Genomic DNA, 16,715 nt, shown 5'->3' on the forward strand with positions numbered 1-16,715 from the left:
CTCTTTCTTTTTCCAAAAATACCCCGGGGGTGGCGTTTGAAAATGCGGGCATTTTCAAACCAGGGGGCTGGCCCCCTCCTGCGGCCGGCTTACACCCACTCCCAAGGGCGGGTGAACGCGCCCAGAACCTTGGCGACTTCTTCCTCGGTCGCATCGCCGTTGTTGCTCAGCTGCGCCACGAGCCCACGTTTCTTGTCATCCAGCACCGAGGTCACGCGCGCAGGCACGCCTTCCTTTTCCAGCGCCGCATTGTAGACGCGGGTGATGGCGGATTTGCGCAGGTCGGGCTTGAACACCTTGCCCACGGCCGTCTTGGGAAGCTCCGGAAGAACCTCGACATGCTTGGGATGGGCGGCGCGCTCATGAACATGCACCTTGCAATGCTCCATCAGTTCCTTGTCCGTCACCTTGCCACCTTCGACCAGTTCGACATAGGCACAGGGCACCTCGCCCGCGTGGGCGTCGGGCTGGCCGATGGCCCCGGCAAAGGCAACCGCGGGATGGGTCAGCAGCGCCTCTTCGATCTCGGCAGGGTCGATATTGTGACCGCCACGGATGATCAGGTCCTTGGCGCGGCCGGTAATCCAGAGATACCCATCCCCGTCCACCCGGCCCAGATCGCCGGTGCGCAGGTATTTTTCCTTGTAGAAGAGATCCTTGTTCTTGTCGGTCTCGGTATAGGTGTTGCCCGCAAAGACGCCCGGGTTGGAGACACAGATCTCGCCCACTTCGTCCGTGGCGCATTCCACCAGCCCGTCTTCGCTTTCGCGCACGATCCGCACGTCGGTATAGGGGAAAGGCAGACCCACCGAGCCAACCTTCTTGGCGCCGGTGGGCGGGTTGCAGGACACGAGACAGGTCGCCTCGGTCAGGCCATAGCCCTCGACCACGTCCACACCACAGGCTTCCTCGAACCGTTTGAACAGTTCCATCGGCATCGGCGCGGACCCGGAGAAGGCCGTTTTCACGGTCGAGACATCGGCATCCACCGGGCGCTGCATCAGCGCCGAAACGGCGGTCGGCACGGTGATGATGAAGGTGGTCTTCCAACGCTCGATCAATTTCCAGAAATTGTCGAACACCCCGTCACCGCGATAACCTGCAGGCGTCGGGAACACCACATGGCTCCCTGCCGAGATCACCGCCATGACGATCACGTGCACCGCGAAAACGTGGAACAGGGGCAGCGGACACATCACGCTGTCTTTTTCGGTGAACAGCAGGCGGTGGCCGAGCCAGCCATTATAGACGATGCCGGAATATTTATGTTGTGCCACCTTGGGCATGCCGGTGGTGCCGCCGGTGTGGAAATAGGCCGCGACGCGATCCACCTTCCGGTCCTCGAAATCCAGCGTCGTGTTCTGTTTTCGCAGTTCCTTGTTGAACGGCTTGAGATCGGCGTGATGCGCCACGGCATCCGGGTTCTTGGGCCGGATCAGCGGCACGATCCAGCTTTTGGGCGGGGTCAGGTAACGCACCAGGTCGACCTCCAGAACCGTGTGCACCTTGGGTGCGTGGCGCACAGCCTCGGCCACTTTCTGGGCCACGTCGGTCTTGACGAAGGATTTGAGTGTCACCACCACCTTGGCATTGGTTTCGCGCAGGATCGCGGCGATCTGTTCGGGTTCCAGCAGCGGGTTGATCGGGTTGACGATCCCGGCGATCGCGCCACCGAGCATGGTGATCAGGGTTTCGTTCGAGTTGGGCAGGACATAGGCGATGGTGTCGTCTTCCTTGACCCCGAGCGAACGGAAGAGGTTGGCCGCCTGCACGACCTTGTCGTGAAGCTGCGACCACGTCAGGGTTTCGGCCTTGTCATTGGGGCCCGACAAAAGCTGATAGGACACGGCCGGGCGGTCGGGATACTTGTCACGGGTCCGCACCAGCATGTCATAAAGCGTTACCGGAAGGCCGCGATCCTCCCACGCCATTTCCTGTTCGATCTGTTTCAGGTCTTCGAGCGATGCGAAGCTCATATCCGGTCTCCCCCCAGTTATCTGTTCCGACGCGGTTTTCCGCGCGCCTGTCATATGTTTGCATCAAGGATGCAGGCTAAATCGTAATCCCGCAAGCTTTTGGCCAGCCCTGACCTTGGGTCAGAAGCCTCCGGGACGTTGCGTAAAACCCTACGGCCCACAAACGTGCGGCATCAAGCCGATACCGCAAAAGAAAAACGCCCCGGGATCGGGGCGTTTACGCTTTCATGGCGGCGTATCCGCCTGCCTTGGGGCCGCCTTTAGAGGCTGGCTCCGTCGGTGAACTGCAGACGCGCAAGCTTGGCATAAAGTCCGCCCTCGGCTACCAGTTCTTCGTGGCGACCCTGGGCCACGATGCGACCGTCTTCCATCACGATGATGCGATCGGCCTTCTTTACCGTAGCCAGGCGGTGGGCGACGATGATCGTGGTCCGGGTCTGGGCCATTTCATCTACCGCCTGCTGCACGAGGCGCTCGCTTTCGGCGTCAAGCGCAGATGTGGCTTCGTCAAGCAGCAGCACAGGCGCGTCACGCAGAATGGCGCGGGCGATGGCAATGCGCTGTTTCTGACCGCCCGACAGCATGACACCCCGTTCGCCGAGCGGGCTGTCATACCCTTCGGGCAACGCTTCGATGAAGTCATGCGCCGCCGCGGCGCGCGCGGCGACCTCAACCTCGGCATCGGTCGCGTCGGGGCGACCAAAGCGGATGTTGTCGCGCGCGCTGGTGGCAAAGATCACCGGGGCCTGCGGCACGAGGGCAAGGTGATGCCGGAATTCATCGCGGGCCATGTCCGGCAGGGCCACGCCGTCGAGAAGCACCCGGCCCGCCACCGGATCGTAGAAGCGCAGGATCATCTGGATTATGGTGGTCTTGCCCGCACCGGAGGGTCCGACAAGGGCGACGGTTTCACCCGGTTTGATCGTCAGGTCCACATTGTCCAGCGCCGAAACGCCCGGGCGCGAGGGATACTGAAAGGTCACGCCGTCAAAGGTGATCTCGCCCTGCACCGGGGTGGCGGGCGCCTCCGGGTTCGCGGGGTCGGTTACGGCATCATCTGCGTGCAACAGTTCCACGAGCCGTTCCGTCGCCCCGGCGGCGCGCTGAAGCTCGCTCCAGATTTCAGAGAGCGCACCAACCGCCCCTGCAACCATCACGGAATAGATTACGAATTGCACAAGGACGCCGACGCTCATGCCCCCGGCCCGCACGTCGCGCGCGCCGATCCATAGCACGACCACCACGCCCGTAAAGATCAGAAAGATCACGATCATGGTCATCAGGGCGCGGGTGTTGATCCGGCGCATGGCGGCACGCAGGGACAGGTCCGTCACCCGGCCAAAGCCTTCGCGAACGGGGGCTTCGTTGGTAAAGGCCTGCACGGTCTGCACCGACAGGAGCGCTTCTGACGCGGTGCCCGAGCTTTCGGCGATCCAGTCCTGGTTCTCGCGGCTGAGCTTGCGCAGGCGGCGCCCCAGTACAAGGATCGGCACGATCACCATGGGCACGATCAGCAACACCAGTAGCGTGAGCTTGGTCGAGGTGTAGAGCATCAGCACCAGACCACCGAGGAACAGCAGCATATTGCGCAACGCGATCGACACGGATGACCCGATAACCGATTGAATGACCGTGGTGTCGGTTGTGATCCGGCTGAGGACTTCGCCGGTCATGATGCCTTCGAAGAACGCCGGGCTCATGCCGATCACGCGGTCAAAAACCGCCTTGCGGATGTCGGCCACGACAACTTCGCCCAGACGCGTCACCAAAAGGTAGCGCAGCGCCGTGCCCACGGCCAGAAGCGAGGCAAATCCAAGCGCGGCGAGGAAATACTTGTCCAGAAGCGCTTCGCTCTCGGTCCCGAAATTGTCCACCACCCGGCGCACAGCCATCGGCAGCATGAGCGACACGGTCGCTGTCAGGGTCAGCGCCAGAAGGGCCAGCACGACAAGCACGCGATAGGGTTTCAGAAACGGCCCCAACCCACGCAATGCGCCCATGTGCTTGGACTTCTCGCGCTCCTGTTCGCCATTCTGCGGCTGCGGTCTTCTGGCCATTTGACTATCCCCGGCTTCGGTTTCCCGCGTTAGTGACCCCGACAGCGCCAAGGGTCAAGCCATCAGTTGCCGCATGCCGGGCCCGGTAATGGCCGCAGGGGACGGGTGAAGCACGCATGGGCGCGAACGGGAAGGCGCGCCGTTAGGGTGTTTCAGATCATGGGGGAGGTGATTTTGGAGCGGGCGGCGGGAATCGAACCCGCGTCATTAGCTTGGAAGACTAGCGCGCAAATTTCGATAAAATTTTCAAATTCAATGGCATACTATACATCATCGAACATCTTTGCAGGTAATGTGTCGGAAAAGAATTTCTGGAGCGGGCGACGGGAATCGAACCCGTATCTCTTGCTTGGAAGGCAAGGGTCTTACCATTACACAACGCCCGCTCAGCGTCCACCGGTGCTATTCCATTGGTTTTCGGGTGTCAAGTTGGGAAAGACAAACTTCCTGCGCGCCATCAAAGGGCCAACCGTTTTAGATAAAGTGCGCTCTAACGCAATAAGTTGGCCCACGAAACCTATTGCTGGCCACTTCCATTCGGGTCAAAAATTGGGGCCGATCCGAAAGACCAAAAGCCGCTTTTGACGAATAGTTATCTGGCGGCCAATTAGCGTGCATGTAGCTTCCCGCCACTGACGCGGAAGCCCTGACTGCTATGTTTGGGAGATGCGTGCACTTTTCTCGCTGTTTTTGGTGGCTAAACTGACAGTTCTGCAGCCAACTCATTCGAGAGAAGCAAACTTCGAAGCCGATCAATTATGTTTCCACCATTCGCTACATCAATGCTGGCTATCTCCAATTTTGCCGCTTGACCGGTTATTTGGTGTCTAGCCTGGACAAGCTCTGTTGCACCCAGCCCAAGATGATGCGGATACAGAAGCGTAAGGCGCGACGCGCGGTAAAGCTGCGCATAGGCCATCATCTGGTAGACATCGCCTTGTGAGACGCCCTGTTTTGGATCGTCGATCCGGGAGGAGATTCTCTTCCACTTGGTGTCAATCACATGGGTTATGGGATGCGTGGTGGCAAGGCTCAGATCAAGGTTCGGCGCGCTCTCCTCTACTATGCACTCAAGCGCCTTGGGCTCGATACCGATCCCCGCGCCCGGAGTCCGCAAGATCAGCAGATCGTTTTGATAGATAGAGCCCAGCTTGACCCGGCGAACCTTACTCCGATTGCTCCCAATGCGACGGAGGGCTGAATCATGATCGACACGCTCGACAAATTGATCGACGACATCTCGAGTTTGAAAAGTAAGTTGATCCTTCTGATCGGTCCGCCGCGGTCTGGAAAGAGCGATCTGCTTCGGCAGCTATCTGCGCGCAGACAGGCAAAGGTTCTGAATGTCGGAGCTGTTCTCGGTCGTGAATTGCTAACAGTGCCAAACACGCGAAGGCATTTGCAGGCAGCTGATCTTTTGAAGGGCATTACCGATGACGTAGCGGGAAAGCGCTCTTGGAAATGATCTACAAGCTCCAGCAGGAGGAGAATGATCCAGAGTTGAAGGTTCTGGTCTTCACTGAGTTTGTGCCTTCCCAGGCGATGCTTTCCGCCGGGCCTGGATAAAGGGCAGCCTCAAGGCCAGCCCCTCGCAGCTGCGCATCATGCATGTGGAAGGCGACAGCAAGGGACCATGTCTCAGGTTTGCAATGTGCAGGTGGCGGAGGGGATGGGTCTGGCGGCCAACCCTCTCCATTTTCATACTGCTTGATCTTGATGGCTATGCTCTTCCTCGAAGAACGCTCCGCAAGACGGGCAAAACACATTCGTGATCTGATCGGCTAAAGTCTGATGATACGTCAGCTGGTATCCGTTCTTGAACAGCGTTGACCTGCAATTATAGCAATGCGTACGTGTAGAAACCATTTCGCACGACGGGCATCTCATCGCCCAGTACGTGTAGCCAGACTTGGTCTTAAGCCATTGAGTTTTTTCAGCAATATGCTTAGTTCCGCAACGAACACATATGCTGTAGTCTGTATCCGCAAGCTCTGTCGGCGTGCTTCCAGGCGCGGGAAAATATGCCTGCAAATGAAGAGCAATCAAGCGCTTCAAGTTGTTCGTTGACCGACCTGCTTGCGCACCAGGCGCAAATCGGACATGTCCCCTCATGTGGTCAACGTTCGCCGTTTGGCCGTAATCACAGTCCTTCCCCCAATCCAACGGACTATTAGGCGCTTCCACTGTTCGACCCGCTGGCTGAAGAACAAATACGCGATCGCGATCGCCACCGTAGCGTTTGGCCTCAACCAAGGTCAGGAGCACATCTCCGAGCTCACCAACCTTCCAAGAATTTCGAAACTTAGCGTCCATGACCAACGCAGACTGACCGTCCCAGTCTGAGGGCGCGCTTGCGCGCGAAAAGATAGAGGTTCTGTCGAGGCTTCTACTAAACCAAGCGTCCCGCTTGAAGCGCAGTCTGAAGTCTGGAGTTCGCCCATTAGGTAGCACTGGCTGAATATCGAGCTTGGCGCAGAGATCAAACGATTCATGCGCCAACTCAATGGATATTGTTTCCCGATTGCCTGTTACGCCCCGAATAAGCAACTCCTGCCACCCAGCCTGAGGCACAAAGCGAAACTCTTCAATCAACACCAGTAAGATTTTGATTAGACACCAATGTTCGTAGAGTGCGCTCGCATGGAGAATTCCAATCCTATCAACAGCATCTAAGGTATCTTCGCCGAAACCCGCCCGATCCGCTAGTTCGCTAACCTTTCGAAACGCAGCAAGGCATGAAGAGTACACTGGTGTCTGACTAAAACGCATTCCAAAGGGCATCTGTGGATCCGACCGGACCCCCATTCTGCCCCAGTCTCGATTTTGTCGGCTAAGTCGTTTCCAAGAGCGATCCAATACAGAGGCCGCTGAATTTCCGGCAGCAGCACGCTCCGAATAGGTGTTCGCCCGCAACTCAGCAGTCCGTGCCTCCTGTTGAAGTTCAAGGCGCTCTTCACGCGAGAGCGGTGCAAGCCAGTCACTTGCTGCAAGGCGCGCCCTCTTTCGCAGTTTTCTTCCAATTGCCTCGGATCGCGGCTCCACAGCAATTACTTGGTGAAGTTCGAGCAAGCGGCCTTGATCCTCTGGACCAATCGCCTGAACGCTCATGATGGCATCAATCTCATAGGTGGGTCGCAATGGGCGAGCGGCGGTAACTGCGGACGCAAAAGCGTCGGGCAACTTGATGACCCAATACTTTATGCCACGGGAAGGATCTTTTGTCGGCTTCCCGTCAGGCTTGTTGCAAAAGAAAGTGTTACCCCCTTCTCCAAATTGTTTTCCTATCGAGATTTCTATGTGTCTTGCATCGGCAGGAAATTGCTCAGAAGTCCATTCGGACAGGCCTCTGATCCTCTCTAAGGTTTCCTGCGCTTCTGCGAGTTGTCGGTCGAAAACGCTACTCTCAACCATTCGATACTGTGTCGCCCGATACTCTTTGCAACGCTCAATTTCGCTCGCTGCTCTCTCTTCCAGGGCCTGCACCTGCCGTGTTGTTGCAAGCGCCAACTTCTCGGAAAGCTTTGCCGCCACTTGAACCATATGCCGAATATAGCGGTTTTCGGCGATATCGACCGTGACTTCTGCCTGACGGCCCTGAAGCCTGTTTACTGAAGGATTCCGGACATACTGCCGGAACGACATCTGGTTCGGTCTCAGCTTGGCGAGAACCTGCAGACCATGAACCTCATGGAGGTCGTGCGAAGGTCGGTGCAGAACTCTTTCGACAGCTTCAGAAAACCGCTCAAGCGCATCAGCGAGCAAAAAATCAGCGCCATGTGGTCGTTGGTCGTGTCCGATCTCACCCTTGCTTCCACCAGGAACAGGTCGGCCACCCAAAACTGCTTTACCAGCACCAAAGCCAAGTAAAAGCCAGTAAAGGTCATTTTGAAAATCTCTTAAAAAATCCTCTAGTTCGACTCTGCCAAGACCTGCAGCGACGTTGTTAAGGATGAGTCTTTGATCTCCAACCTGGATTTCGAACTTACCGATTGTCCGGTGCAGTTCACATAGATGCCTCTTGCTGCGCTCGTGCCAAGGACCAGCTTCCACCCACCATGTGTGCCCCTCAGTGTCTGTAACAGGCTGCATACTAACATTATCATCACCTGCTGTGACGAATACGGGTGTGTGCTCAGCTAATGAGTCATCCAATCGCATCCCTAGCACCGGATAGAGATCATGAAAGATTTCTGTCTCGGCACGCATTGTACCGTCGAGTTCAATCTCGATCGGGATGGAACGCGGTGCAACTGTGACTGATTTTGCGGTTCCTGACGCCATCCATCGAACGTCAAGGTATCGAAGTTCGACCAAAGGCATCAGCGCAACCAGTAGTTAGCGATCCCATTATTCCCGTCAACGCCGGCGATCACTCGATCGAGTTCAACAACGCAACTCTCGGGAACGGAGGAAAGATCGAGTTCTGTCATCGCTTCCGCAACGGCGGCGCGCAGATCAGACAGAATCTCTGCCCGTTTCGTCCCACTTGGTCCTTGGCGGGTAGTGTCTACCACGAGCTTTGGGAGGACCTTATGCAGTATAACGTTGTTTAGCGCCTCTGGCGGCTCCACTCCAACATCTTTTGCGAGGTCTATGTAATGCAAGCTTTGACGTATAGCTCTGAACCCGAACTCGATTCCCAGCGGATCTAGGTAATCCCGGGCCAACCTCACAAGAAATTCGTTATTAGGATCGCTTGGATCAAAGCGCGGGTAATCGGTTCTGGACCCAATTTCAATCGGAGGAAGATACAAGGGAAGCTCGAGATCAAGGTCGGATTCTTCCACTTCGGCGTCAATCGCTGACCAGTCTTGGAGAACCGGGTTGCGAAAACGAACCACGTGGATCCGGTCCAACACCTTCGGAGACAAAAAATAGGTTGTCTCATCGATGTTAATTGCGCCAACAATTCTCACGTTTGGCGGTATTGCTAGGGAGGTTGGTGTACGAATCTGCGCAGCCATCGCTCGCCGCAAACGCGCATGATGCTCTAAAATAGACTCCGCATCCTCAAAGCCACCTAGGCGATGGAGAAGGCGATTTGCTTCTTCATTTTTGAGCAAATCTTCGAGCGTTGCAGTTTCGGGGAGGCCGACACGCTTCCGGACCTCTTCTTCAATTGCAAGGAACAGGCCATGAGAAACAACGGTATGCCGTTCCTCGTCAGAGGTGTAGAGTGTGATGTCCGGAACAGTTTCTCGGTTCTCAAGTAAGCTGAGAAAATCGGCGAAATAATGCTCAACTCTCGCAAGGTTCATCTCATCCAGAACAATAAAGTGCAGAATGTGCGGCTCACTTGCAGCAAACTGTAGAGCCTTCAGGAATGGCGTCGACTGGTAGCTGCGTTCAATCGGATTGAAGTAGCCGAGCAAGTCTTCCGGACCCGTCCAGTTCGGCTTGACCGGAACGATAGTGCAGCGTCCGCCCAGCGACTCCGCCGTCGCTTTGATGAGGCTCGTTTTTCCTGAGCCGGAGTCGCCGGCAAGCACAAAAAGATCGTGCGTTCTTACCAAAGCAAGCACATCGCGAAGCTGTGCTTGGCTGAACAACATTCCGCGTGCGTACAGCTTCGCCTGAATGAACGGCGCCAATCGTTCGAAATCGCCGCCGAAATCGGACTGGAAGCTGTGTCCTGGTTGTTCGGAATGCTCTCCGGAAGGAGGCAAAAGCACGGTTAACTCATCTTCGTCGATTAGGCCAAGAGCAACAAGTCGACGTCCCTTCTGCTCGAGAAGGTCGTTGAGGCGACGGACGCGCGTTTCCATCAGGACAGTCTCTCTTTCACTTTGTTCTTGTAATGTCACGAATTTTCGCTCTTCGCCCACGACTGCGTGCCGGAGCCCGTCAAGAGTTTCGACGGCTTCGGCGGTCTCATTGTGAAGCACAGCAAGTTCTTCCTGAAGTTTTTCTCTTTCGGTTTTGATCTCAGCTTCAATCACGGACATTGCCGCCGCGCTAATAAACCGAGGGCTCTCTTCACCGATGAGAGCCGGAACCCAGTCTTCTGGAAGGTTCCGAAGCAATCGGAGCGAACCTCTTCGAACGTCGCATTTGTGTGGATTGTTGCGCTTCTCGCGCTCGTGATTTGAGGAAAGCTCAAGCTCTGCAATAGCCCAAATCTCTCCCTCCGCGACACCTATATCTTGCCCAAGCCGAGAGACTTCGGGAGGCGGCACGAACGCTTCCGCTGAACGGCCAGAGACATCTTCAGGGTAAACAAAACCAGCTGCGGTACGAGGGTGTTCAAGAAGCTCGAGAAAGAAGATCTTTTTGCCCGTCTTTTTATTGTGCTGTGCCCTTAATCTTCCAATAGCACACACTGGATCACCGGGAGCGTATCCCCAAGCTTGCCGCAGCTCATTCAATCGAAGGCGGTCAACTTCGGGACCCAAGTCCTCCATTCGAAGAGGTCTGTTTGATTCGGCTTTCGTTTTCACTTTTTGCTGCTCGGTGAGATGTACGTTCTTGAAGTGTTTTTGCGGGCTGCATTGGTCGCTCGCGAAAGATGCGAATAACCAAAAAGTTCTTTTATCAGATAGTTAGCTGGCGGCCCTTGAGCATGCAAGCAGCTTTCCCCTACTGGCAAAAGAACTGACATGCGCGCAATGTTCGGAGGTCGAATGCATTGCTCTCGCTTTTGTAGGCGGTTAGGGCCCACGCAATCCTGCAGGAAAGCCCCCGGAAACGGGCCAACAACAGCCGGTCGCGGACACCCGCTCTCTTGAAGGGGCTCATCTTTAGCGACTCCGGCGCTGCCATGACGCCCACAAGTACCAAGAAGGGCGCGAAGCTTTACCGCTACTATGTGTCGATGGACGTTATACGGAACCGCGAGACCGGCGAAGAGACCGCCCCGATGCGGCTGGCGGCTGGAATGGTCGAGGACGCGGTCGTGGCCGAGGTTCGGCGCATTCTGCAAACGCCGGAGGTCGTGACGCAAGTGATTGCGGCCCTGTCAAAAGAACAGGGTGCAGTTACAGAGGCCGACGCCATCGCAGCGCTGCATGAGTTCAGCGCGCTTTGGGCGCAGCTGTTCCCGGCCGAGCAGGCTCGGATCATCCAGCTTCTGGTCCGGCGCGTCACCGTCACCGCCGCCGGGCTCGAGGTGGACATTCGGCGTGAAGGCATCGCGGGGGTCGTCCGCGAGATGGTTGCGCCGCGCGGAATGGAGGCGGCGGAATGACCAAGCCCGACGACACGGTCCGCGTGCTGATCCCGTTGAAGGTGCGCAAGAAGAACGGACGTCCGAAGATCTTGCCGCCAGCCGACTACCTGCCCAGCGAGGACCAGACCCAGGACGCCCATGTGTTGCGAGCCATTGGGCGGGCATGGGGCTGGCGGCGGCGCATGGACGCGGGCGAGTTCGCCACAATCCAGGAACTGGCCGAAGCCGTCGGTTTGGCCGAACGCCATGTCAGCCGCCAGTTGCGCCTCGCTTATCTGGCGCCGGAGGTGCTGAAACGCTTGACCTGCGGCCGCGAGGCGTCGGCGGTCAGCCTGTATGATATGTGTTTTCTGGCGGGGGAAGGTTGGCGGGAGCAGGTGGAGCGGGCCGTCAACTGATTAAGCCTCAATGCTTGGCTCAAAGGTGAGTTGATCAACACTGAATTCCGTGGCACCCTTCTAAAATTGAGCGCTCAAAGACGCTATGTGACGATGCCTGAACCAGGCGCGCTTTGGGACTTCTATTTGAGAGGCAAGAGAAGTGCATATTGGTAACACCGCAAGAGCAGCTATGATGATGGGATTTATAGCTGGCGCTTCGCAAGTTCACGCTGACGCATGCGATTATCGGCCTTCGCGCATACTCGGTGACACCGGAAGTACAGCAGTTATTGGTGGCGGTTTAGCTGTTACTTCGACTACCGGCGCAGCTACCGCATTGGGAGTTTACACGTTGGTCAATGCCGGCAGTGGTTTGACAATGCTCGGATCGACTCTGGCGGGAGCATCTGGCGCGGGAACAATTGGTATTATTGCTGGAACCGGTGGTGCCGTTGGAACGGCGGGTGCCATTATCTTAAATCCATTTGTCTGGGTGCCAGCTGCAATTGTGGGCGTAGGCGGCGGGGGATTTGAGGCGGCATGTGCATTTCTCGTGGATGAGAGAATAACTGAATACGACGAAGTTCTTGTGGTAATGCAGTCTTTTGCCACACACGCCAATCCAGAATACTTTCGCCTTGAAACCAACGCTATCCCTGCGTTCATCAGCCTGTCTGATGGAGAAGGAACATGGACGCGTTACGATATTGAAAACCTTTACATCGCTGACGGCGTTTTGAAACATCGAGACTGGGGGCGCAATACAGTAATTGGGCGAGTTGTGCTTCTCAGCGACGAGGATGCCGAGTTAAGCGAAAGTGAATAAAAATATTCGTAGAGAACCTACATTTTTTCATCCGAATTACCGCTGAGCTTTCCACGGACCCAGCTGGTGGCTGACGTAATTCCCGCTAAAGGCATTACAGCCGCTCGCTTGATGGAGCTATAGGTTGAAATCTCCTGATCCAGCGCAGCGATTATGCGCTCAATCGCCATTTCTTCCCGTTCATCGAGCTTTCCATCTGCTTCCGCGATCTCGGTTAGCAGCGCCTTAAGCCCGTTCTGAATCTTAGAGAAGTCGCAATCTGGATTGGTACGAGCAAACTCGGCGAGGGTAGCAGCCATTTCGCTGACCCGTTGTTCATCTGTCGTCTCCTCCAGCAAGTCTAGTGCGTGAGACGTGTAGTCGGGATCATAGCCCCACTCATCCACAAAATACTCACTGATCACGCGGCGTTCAACTTGGTCAATGTTTCCATCAATGGCTGCCACCTTTACAGCTAGGCTGCCAACAAGGTCCATGAAAGATGCCCCAAGAACATCTATCGGCGTGTTGAGGAACCGCGGTATCTCCTCGACGCGACTTCCGTAGTAGGATCTGTAAAGCCGTGTAACTCCGTAGAACATGCCCGCCGAAGCGACGCTAGCTCCAACAATGTAAAGCACCGGAGAAAATGGGTTAAAAACAGTCAACAGCGCTGCCACCCCTTTAGGAGCTAGGGCGGATGCAATCAAATGGCCACCGCCCGCACCCGCGCCAGCGAAGCCCCCTGTTTTGCTAATATCACCAAGCAAATCTGCCATCTTGAGAGACGTAAATACGCCCGCTCCTGCGCCGACCTTAGCCTTAAACCTGTCTTCGTTCTCAACTACGCGTTCAACACGACCGAAGCTTTCAATACGATCCTCTATGGTCGTCATTCTTCCTTAGACCTTTGCTGTAAATGGGGAAAATTCAGCCTCTACTTCGTCCATCGCCTGTTTCAATGCCCCTTGGCGTATGTCCATGACCGCACCTTGTGCGAGCCCGAGAAGGACCAAAAGCTTGCTAAGAAAACCACCGATTAGAGGCCAAGCTGCTATGCCAAGCAGGGTCGCCAGCGCCACCGCCACGATCACACCAAGGGTCATGTTAGGGAATTTCTTAATCAGTCCCATGGCGATGTCCAACACCCTCCGGCCAATCGCCACCACCACCTCACCAACCTTAATGGTGAACTTCGCAATATCGTAGAGTAGAGCCTTCATGTCTGCCGATAGATCGGTACGATCAACGAAATCCTTCACCTTCCGCAACGGTGGTGAGGTCCGGACACGCTCCAAGGCTTCCTCCATTGTGAACATCTCTTGAGCGCCAGAACCGTTTTCCTTGACCATCGCCTTTTTCTCCTATTGTTCGGATAATCCTCAAATCAGTTATTCACCGATTAGAACAATTTCGCCATTGATTTCGGTCAATTACGCGCCCCGACGCTGGTTGTCACTTTGGGCATCGCGCAGCCTTACGAAGTTTTGCGCTGGGAAACGCCGCCTTCGGGTGTCTCTGTTCGCACCGATAGCGGTCGAAATCACCTCAACTGCGGCGCAGTCCATTCCCGCCAAGCGTCTGAAAAGAAGAACATTTTTGAATACGTCTCGATTTCCATGAAGGGCGGATGGAAAGAGACGCGGGGCGTTTAGAGACCAATTTCGGGCCTAACGACCAGTCTCCGAAAGTCGGATGGCATCGCTAAACCCCTTTGAACCAAAAAGAAAAAAGGCCCCGCTAGGGACCTCATCTCGGGTTTGCGAATGGTTTGTGGCGGAGGAAACGACCCCGGCGACCAACTCTCTCCCGTGCAGGCTTCCACCGCGCGGGATCGCTTCGAAACCCTGCGCGCTGTTGAGGGACAAAACTCTCGACCGCCTGACGACTGATCAAATGACGGTATCGCCAGGTTCCTCGCGGTTCAGCTGCCGCACCGCCTCAAGCAGTTCCTCGACCGCCTGCTCGGCAGCGGCAAGCTTGATGGCAACCATCAGATCCTCGCGTCCCGCCATGACCAAGAACGTTGAGAGCACCTCGTCGGAGTGGCGCGCTAGCGCGATCAAGTGCGCACCGCTCGGACCATAGGTACCCGAGAACCAGTTCTTCACCGTTTTCTCGTTGGCCCCCGTCCAGGCCGCCACGGTCTTTACGCCCGCTCGACTATCTCCAAGCGACCGTTTCAATGCCGCCGCGATTTCTTCAACGAAGCCGCCATTCGTTAGCTGCTCCGCTTTACCATTATATCCGTTTTCCCTTGGAAAGAACTTGCCCTTTTTCGGAAACGACATTCCACCCTCCTTCGCTTTACATGGACGCGAAGAATTCAGCCGTTGATTCCGATGGGAGCGATGGATTTGCCTGGAATAATCAGGAGATACGGATGTGAGCGGTCGTTGGGCGACCCATTCAGACACGAGCGACGCGCCGCCTGAGAAGGATGTGCCGGCCGTCGCCTATGTGCGGATGTCGACCGATCACCAGAAGTACTCCACCGAGAACCAGCTCGATGTCATTCGCAGCTATGCCGAGGCCCGTGGCCTGACCATTCTGCGTACGTTTGAGGACTCCGGCCGATCGGGATTACGGCTCGACGGACGCGAGGCACTGCAGAAGCTGATGGCCGAGGTCCAATCCGGCCTTGCCGATTTCAAAGCGATCCTTGTCTATGACGTCAGTCGCTGGGGCCGGTTTCAGGACGCCGATGAGGGCGCATACCATGAGCACGTCTGTTCCCGCGCCGGGATCAGGGTCCACTACTGCGGCGAGCAGTTCGAGAACGATGGCAGCATCGGCTCTAACCTTCTGAAGACCGTCAAGCGCGTTATGGCCGGCGAATATAGCCGTGATTGTTGATTCCCGCTGAGAAGTGACCCGGTAGCCTGCAAAATTTTCACTGAGAATTGACCCATGTGAACACGTTGCCCTGACGCTTTTGTTCAGGGAGATATGGAGTGATCGACATGGGATTTTTGAGTGTTATCCGACGCTGGGCATTGCGTGACAAAATGCCAATTCGCGAGATTTCAAGGCGCACCGGCCTGTCTCGCAACACCATCAGGAAGTACCTTCGCGAGGGGGTGGTTGAGCCGTAGTTCAAGACGCCAGCTCGGCCGAGCAAACTTGATCCCTACGCGGATCGGTTGTCTGCTTGGTTGCTGGCGCAGACGCGCAAGCCACGGAAAGAACGGCGGACCGTGAAGCAGATGCACGCTGATCTGATGAAGCTTGGGCATGACGGCTCCTACGGACGTGTGGCGGCCTTTGCCCGTGCGTGGCGTGCCGATCGGCACCGGGCAGAGCAGACGACCGGGCGCGGCACCTACGTTCCTTTGGTGTTCCAAGCTGGCGAGGCCTTCCAGTTCGACTGGAGCGAAGACTGGGCTAATATCGGCGGCGAACGGGTCAAACTTCAGGTCGCCCATATCAAGCTGTCACACAGCCGGGCGTTCCTGGTGCGGGCCTACCCGCTGCAAACACATGAGATGCTATTCGACGCCCACTGGCACGCGTTCCGCGTCTTCGGTGGCGTGCCCGGTCGCGGGATCTACGACAACATGAAGACGGCGGTGGACCGTGTTGGCAAAGGCAAGCAGCGCGATGTCAACGCACGTTTTAAGGCCATGGCCAGTCATTATGTCTTCGAGCCCGAGTTCTGCAATCCGGCCGCAGGCTGGGAGAAAGGCCAGGTTGAGAAGAACGTGCAGGATGCGCGCAACCGCCTGTGGCAGGTCATGCCGGTCTTCAGCGACCTGAACGAGCTGAACCAGTGGCTGGAAGATCGCTGTATTGCCTTGTGGGCCGAGACAAAACACCGGGACTTGCCCGGCACGATTGCTGATGTGTGGGAAGCTGAGAAGCCCACGCTGATGACCCTGCCGCCGGCTTTTGATGGGTTTGTCGAGCACAGCAAACGGGTATCTCCTACCTGCCTGATCACTTTCGAGCGCAATCGCTACAGCGTCCCGGCCAGCTTTGCGAACCGCCGCGTCAGCCTGCATGTGAGGTGCCCCTAGATTTGTAGACGCTTTGCTTGGTAATTTTGGAAGCAAAGGAAGACGCAAATGCCAGGGCAAATTCGCTACTCAGATGAGTTCAAAATCGACGCGGTGTCACAGGTCACAGAGCGTGGATATTCGGTCAAAGAGGTTGCTGAACGTCTCGGGATCAGCACCAAATCGCTCTACACTTGGATGGCACAATTCTCAAAGCCGCAAAGGCAGACGGACCAAGAAGCGGAGGTCAGGCGTCTTAAGAAGGAACTGGCCCGCGTGACCGAGGAGCGTGACATCTTAAAAAACCGTTCCGGGCCGCGACCCGCCTGTGCGCGGT

General features: G+C 56.4%; 14 protein-coding genes, 1 tRNA gene and 2 pseudogenes. 8 read left to right on the forward strand and 9 right to left on the reverse strand.

Going from position 1 to position 16,715, the window contains the following annotated elements:
* Positions 1–89: 89 nt before the first annotated feature.
* The 4 genes from BMZ35_RS09400 to BMZ35_RS21085 form a co-directional block, all read right to left on the reverse strand.
* The gene (locus tag BMZ35_RS09400; protein WP_093093276.1) at positions 90–1,976 is read right to left on the reverse strand and encodes an acyl-CoA synthetase; all 1,887 of its coding nucleotides are present in this window, start codon (positions 1,974–1,976) and stop codon (positions 90–92) included.
* A gap of 260 nt (positions 1,977–2,236) precedes the next feature.
* The gene (locus tag BMZ35_RS09405; RefSeq protein WP_093093278.1) at positions 2,237–4,033 is read right to left on the reverse strand and encodes an ABC transporter transmembrane domain-containing protein; all 1,797 of its coding nucleotides are present in this window, start codon (positions 4,031–4,033) and stop codon (positions 2,237–2,239) included.
* Positions 4,034–4,345: 312 nt separating this feature from the next.
* Positions 4,346–4,419: transfer RNA gene (locus BMZ35_RS09410), tRNA-Gly, on the reverse strand.
* 311 nt (positions 4,420–4,730) lie between these two features.
* Positions 4,731–5,036 carry an McrC family protein gene (locus BMZ35_RS21085; protein ID WP_242654749.1) on the reverse strand — a complete coding sequence of 102 codons (306 nt, stop codon included), beginning with the start codon at positions 5,034–5,036 and terminating at the stop codon, positions 4,731–4,733.
* Positions 5,037–5,048: 12 nt separating this feature from the next.
* Here BMZ35_RS21085 and BMZ35_RS21090 point away from each other — a divergent pair, with 12 nt between their 5' ends.
* Positions 5,049–5,234 carry a BrxR family transcriptional regulator gene (locus BMZ35_RS21090; protein ID WP_479725467.1) on the forward strand — a complete coding sequence of 62 codons (186 nt, stop codon included), beginning with the start codon at positions 5,049–5,051 and terminating at the stop codon, positions 5,232–5,234.
* Positions 5,235–5,237: 3 nt separating this feature from the next.
* The gene (gene brxF / locus BMZ35_RS09420; RefSeq protein ID WP_093093282.1) at positions 5,238–5,498 is read left to right on the forward strand and encodes a BREX-3 system P-loop-containing protein BrxF; all 261 of its coding nucleotides are present in this window, start codon (positions 5,238–5,240) and stop codon (positions 5,496–5,498) included.
* A 233-nt stretch (positions 5,499–5,731) separates the two neighbouring features.
* Here the strand turns inward: brxF and BMZ35_RS20760 are convergent, their stop codons facing one another.
* Positions 5,732–8,314: a DUF2357 domain-containing protein gene (locus tag BMZ35_RS20760; protein ID WP_165610036.1), complete on the reverse strand. Its 2,583-nt coding sequence runs from the start codon at positions 8,312–8,314 to the stop codon at positions 5,732–5,734.
* Positions 8,315–8,352: 38 nt separating this feature from the next.
* The gene (locus tag BMZ35_RS09435) at positions 8,353–10,434 is read right to left on the reverse strand and encodes an McrB family protein (protein ID WP_207502942.1); all 2,082 of its coding nucleotides are present in this window, start codon (positions 10,432–10,434) and stop codon (positions 8,353–8,355) included.
* A 356-nt stretch (positions 10,435–10,790) separates the two neighbouring features.
* On the opposite strand from BMZ35_RS09435, the gene BMZ35_RS09440 reads away from it, so the two are divergent.
* From BMZ35_RS09440 to BMZ35_RS09450, 3 genes are all read left to right on the forward strand, one after another.
* Complete coding sequence (locus tag BMZ35_RS09440; protein ID WP_093093288.1) at positions 10,791–11,216, forward strand: hypothetical protein; 426 nt, start codon at positions 10,791–10,793, stop codon at positions 11,214–11,216.
* Positions 11,213–11,596 (forward strand): hypothetical protein, encoded by a 384-nt coding sequence (locus tag BMZ35_RS09445; protein WP_093093290.1) that lies wholly within the window; start codon positions 11,213–11,215, stop codon positions 11,594–11,596. Before BMZ35_RS09440 ends, BMZ35_RS09445 begins: the two co-directional genes overlap by 4 nt.
* 172 nt (positions 11,597–11,768) lie before the next feature.
* Positions 11,769–12,404: a hypothetical protein gene (locus tag BMZ35_RS09450; RefSeq protein WP_093093292.1), complete on the forward strand. Its 636-nt coding sequence runs from the start codon at positions 11,769–11,771 to the stop codon at positions 12,402–12,404.
* A gap of 17 nt (positions 12,405–12,421) precedes the next feature.
* On the opposite strand, the gene BMZ35_RS09455 is transcribed toward BMZ35_RS09450, so the two are convergent.
* The 3 genes from BMZ35_RS09455 to BMZ35_RS09465 form a co-directional block, all read right to left on the reverse strand.
* Positions 12,422–13,279, reverse strand: a complete 858-nt coding sequence (locus BMZ35_RS09455; RefSeq protein ID WP_093093294.1) for a TerB family tellurite resistance protein — start codon at positions 13,277–13,279, stop codon at positions 12,422–12,424.
* A 6-nt stretch (positions 13,280–13,285) separates the two neighbouring features.
* Positions 13,286–13,735, reverse strand: coding sequence for a hypothetical protein (locus tag BMZ35_RS09460; RefSeq protein ID WP_242654750.1), 450 nt, complete (start codon positions 13,733–13,735; stop codon positions 13,286–13,288).
* A gap of 540 nt (positions 13,736–14,275) precedes the next feature.
* Positions 14,276–14,674: a hypothetical protein gene (locus tag BMZ35_RS09465; RefSeq protein ID WP_093093296.1), complete on the reverse strand. Its 399-nt coding sequence runs from the start codon at positions 14,672–14,674 to the stop codon at positions 14,276–14,278.
* Between the two features lie 151 nt (positions 14,675–14,825).
* Here BMZ35_RS09465 and BMZ35_RS09470 point away from each other — a divergent pair.
* The 3 genes and pseudogenes from BMZ35_RS09470 to BMZ35_RS09480 form a co-directional block, all read left to right on the forward strand.
* A pseudogene (locus BMZ35_RS09470) lies at positions 14,826–15,233 on the forward strand (recombinase family protein); the annotation flags it as partial.
* 113 nt (positions 15,234–15,346) lie between these two features.
* A pseudogene (istA, locus tag BMZ35_RS09475) lies at positions 15,347–16,387 on the forward strand (IS21 family transposase); the annotation flags it as partial.
* A 60-nt stretch (positions 16,388–16,447) separates the two neighbouring features.
* A partial coding sequence (locus BMZ35_RS09480) for a transposase (protein WP_131814350.1) occupies positions 16,448–16,715 on the forward strand: 268 nt, incomplete at its 3' end.

The organism is Shimia aestuarii (genome assembly GCF_900114635.1).
Lineage (GTDB): Bacteria > Pseudomonadota > Alphaproteobacteria > Rhodobacterales > Rhodobacteraceae > Shimia > Shimia aestuarii.

Bases quoted from the DNA above. Each gene is read 5' to 3' on its own strand.
- BMZ35_RS09465 (WP_093093296.1), bottom strand. From the start codon at position 14,674: ATGTCGTTTCCGAAAAAGGGCAAGTTCTTTCCAAGGGAAAACGGATAT.
- BMZ35_RS09455 (WP_093093294.1), bottom strand. From the start codon at position 13,279: ATGACGACCATAGAGGATCGTATTGAAAGCTTCGGTCGTGTTGAACGC.
- brxF (WP_093093282.1), top strand. From the start codon at position 5,238: ATGATCGACACGCTCGACAAATTGATCGACGACATCTCGAGTTTGAAA.
- BMZ35_RS21090 (WP_479725467.1), top strand. From the start codon at position 5,049: ATGCGTGGTGGCAAGGCTCAGATCAAGGTTCGGCGCGCTCTCCTCTAC.
- BMZ35_RS09400 (WP_093093276.1), bottom strand. From the start codon at position 1,976: ATGAGCTTCGCATCGCTCGAAGACCTGAAACAGATCGAACAGGAAATG.
- BMZ35_RS09450 (WP_093093292.1), top strand. From the start codon at position 11,769: ATGATGATGGGATTTATAGCTGGCGCTTCGCAAGTTCACGCTGACGCA.
- BMZ35_RS20760 (WP_165610036.1), bottom strand. From the start codon at position 8,314: ATGGCGTCAGGAACCGCAAAATCAGTCACAGTTGCACCGCGTTCCATC.
- BMZ35_RS09440 (WP_093093288.1), top strand. From the start codon at position 10,791: ATGACGCCCACAAGTACCAAGAAGGGCGCGAAGCTTTACCGCTACTAT.
- BMZ35_RS09445 (WP_093093290.1), top strand. From the start codon at position 11,213: ATGACCAAGCCCGACGACACGGTCCGCGTGCTGATCCCGTTGAAGGTG.
- BMZ35_RS09405 (WP_093093278.1), bottom strand. From the start codon at position 4,033: ATGGCCAGAAGACCGCAGCCGCAGAATGGCGAACAGGAGCGCGAGAAG.
- BMZ35_RS09460 (WP_242654750.1), bottom strand. From the start codon at position 13,735: ATGGTCAAGGAAAACGGTTCTGGCGCTCAAGAGATGTTCACAATGGAG.
- BMZ35_RS09435 (WP_207502942.1), bottom strand. From the start codon at position 10,434: ATGGAGGACTTGGGTCCCGAAGTTGACCGCCTTCGATTGAATGAGCTG.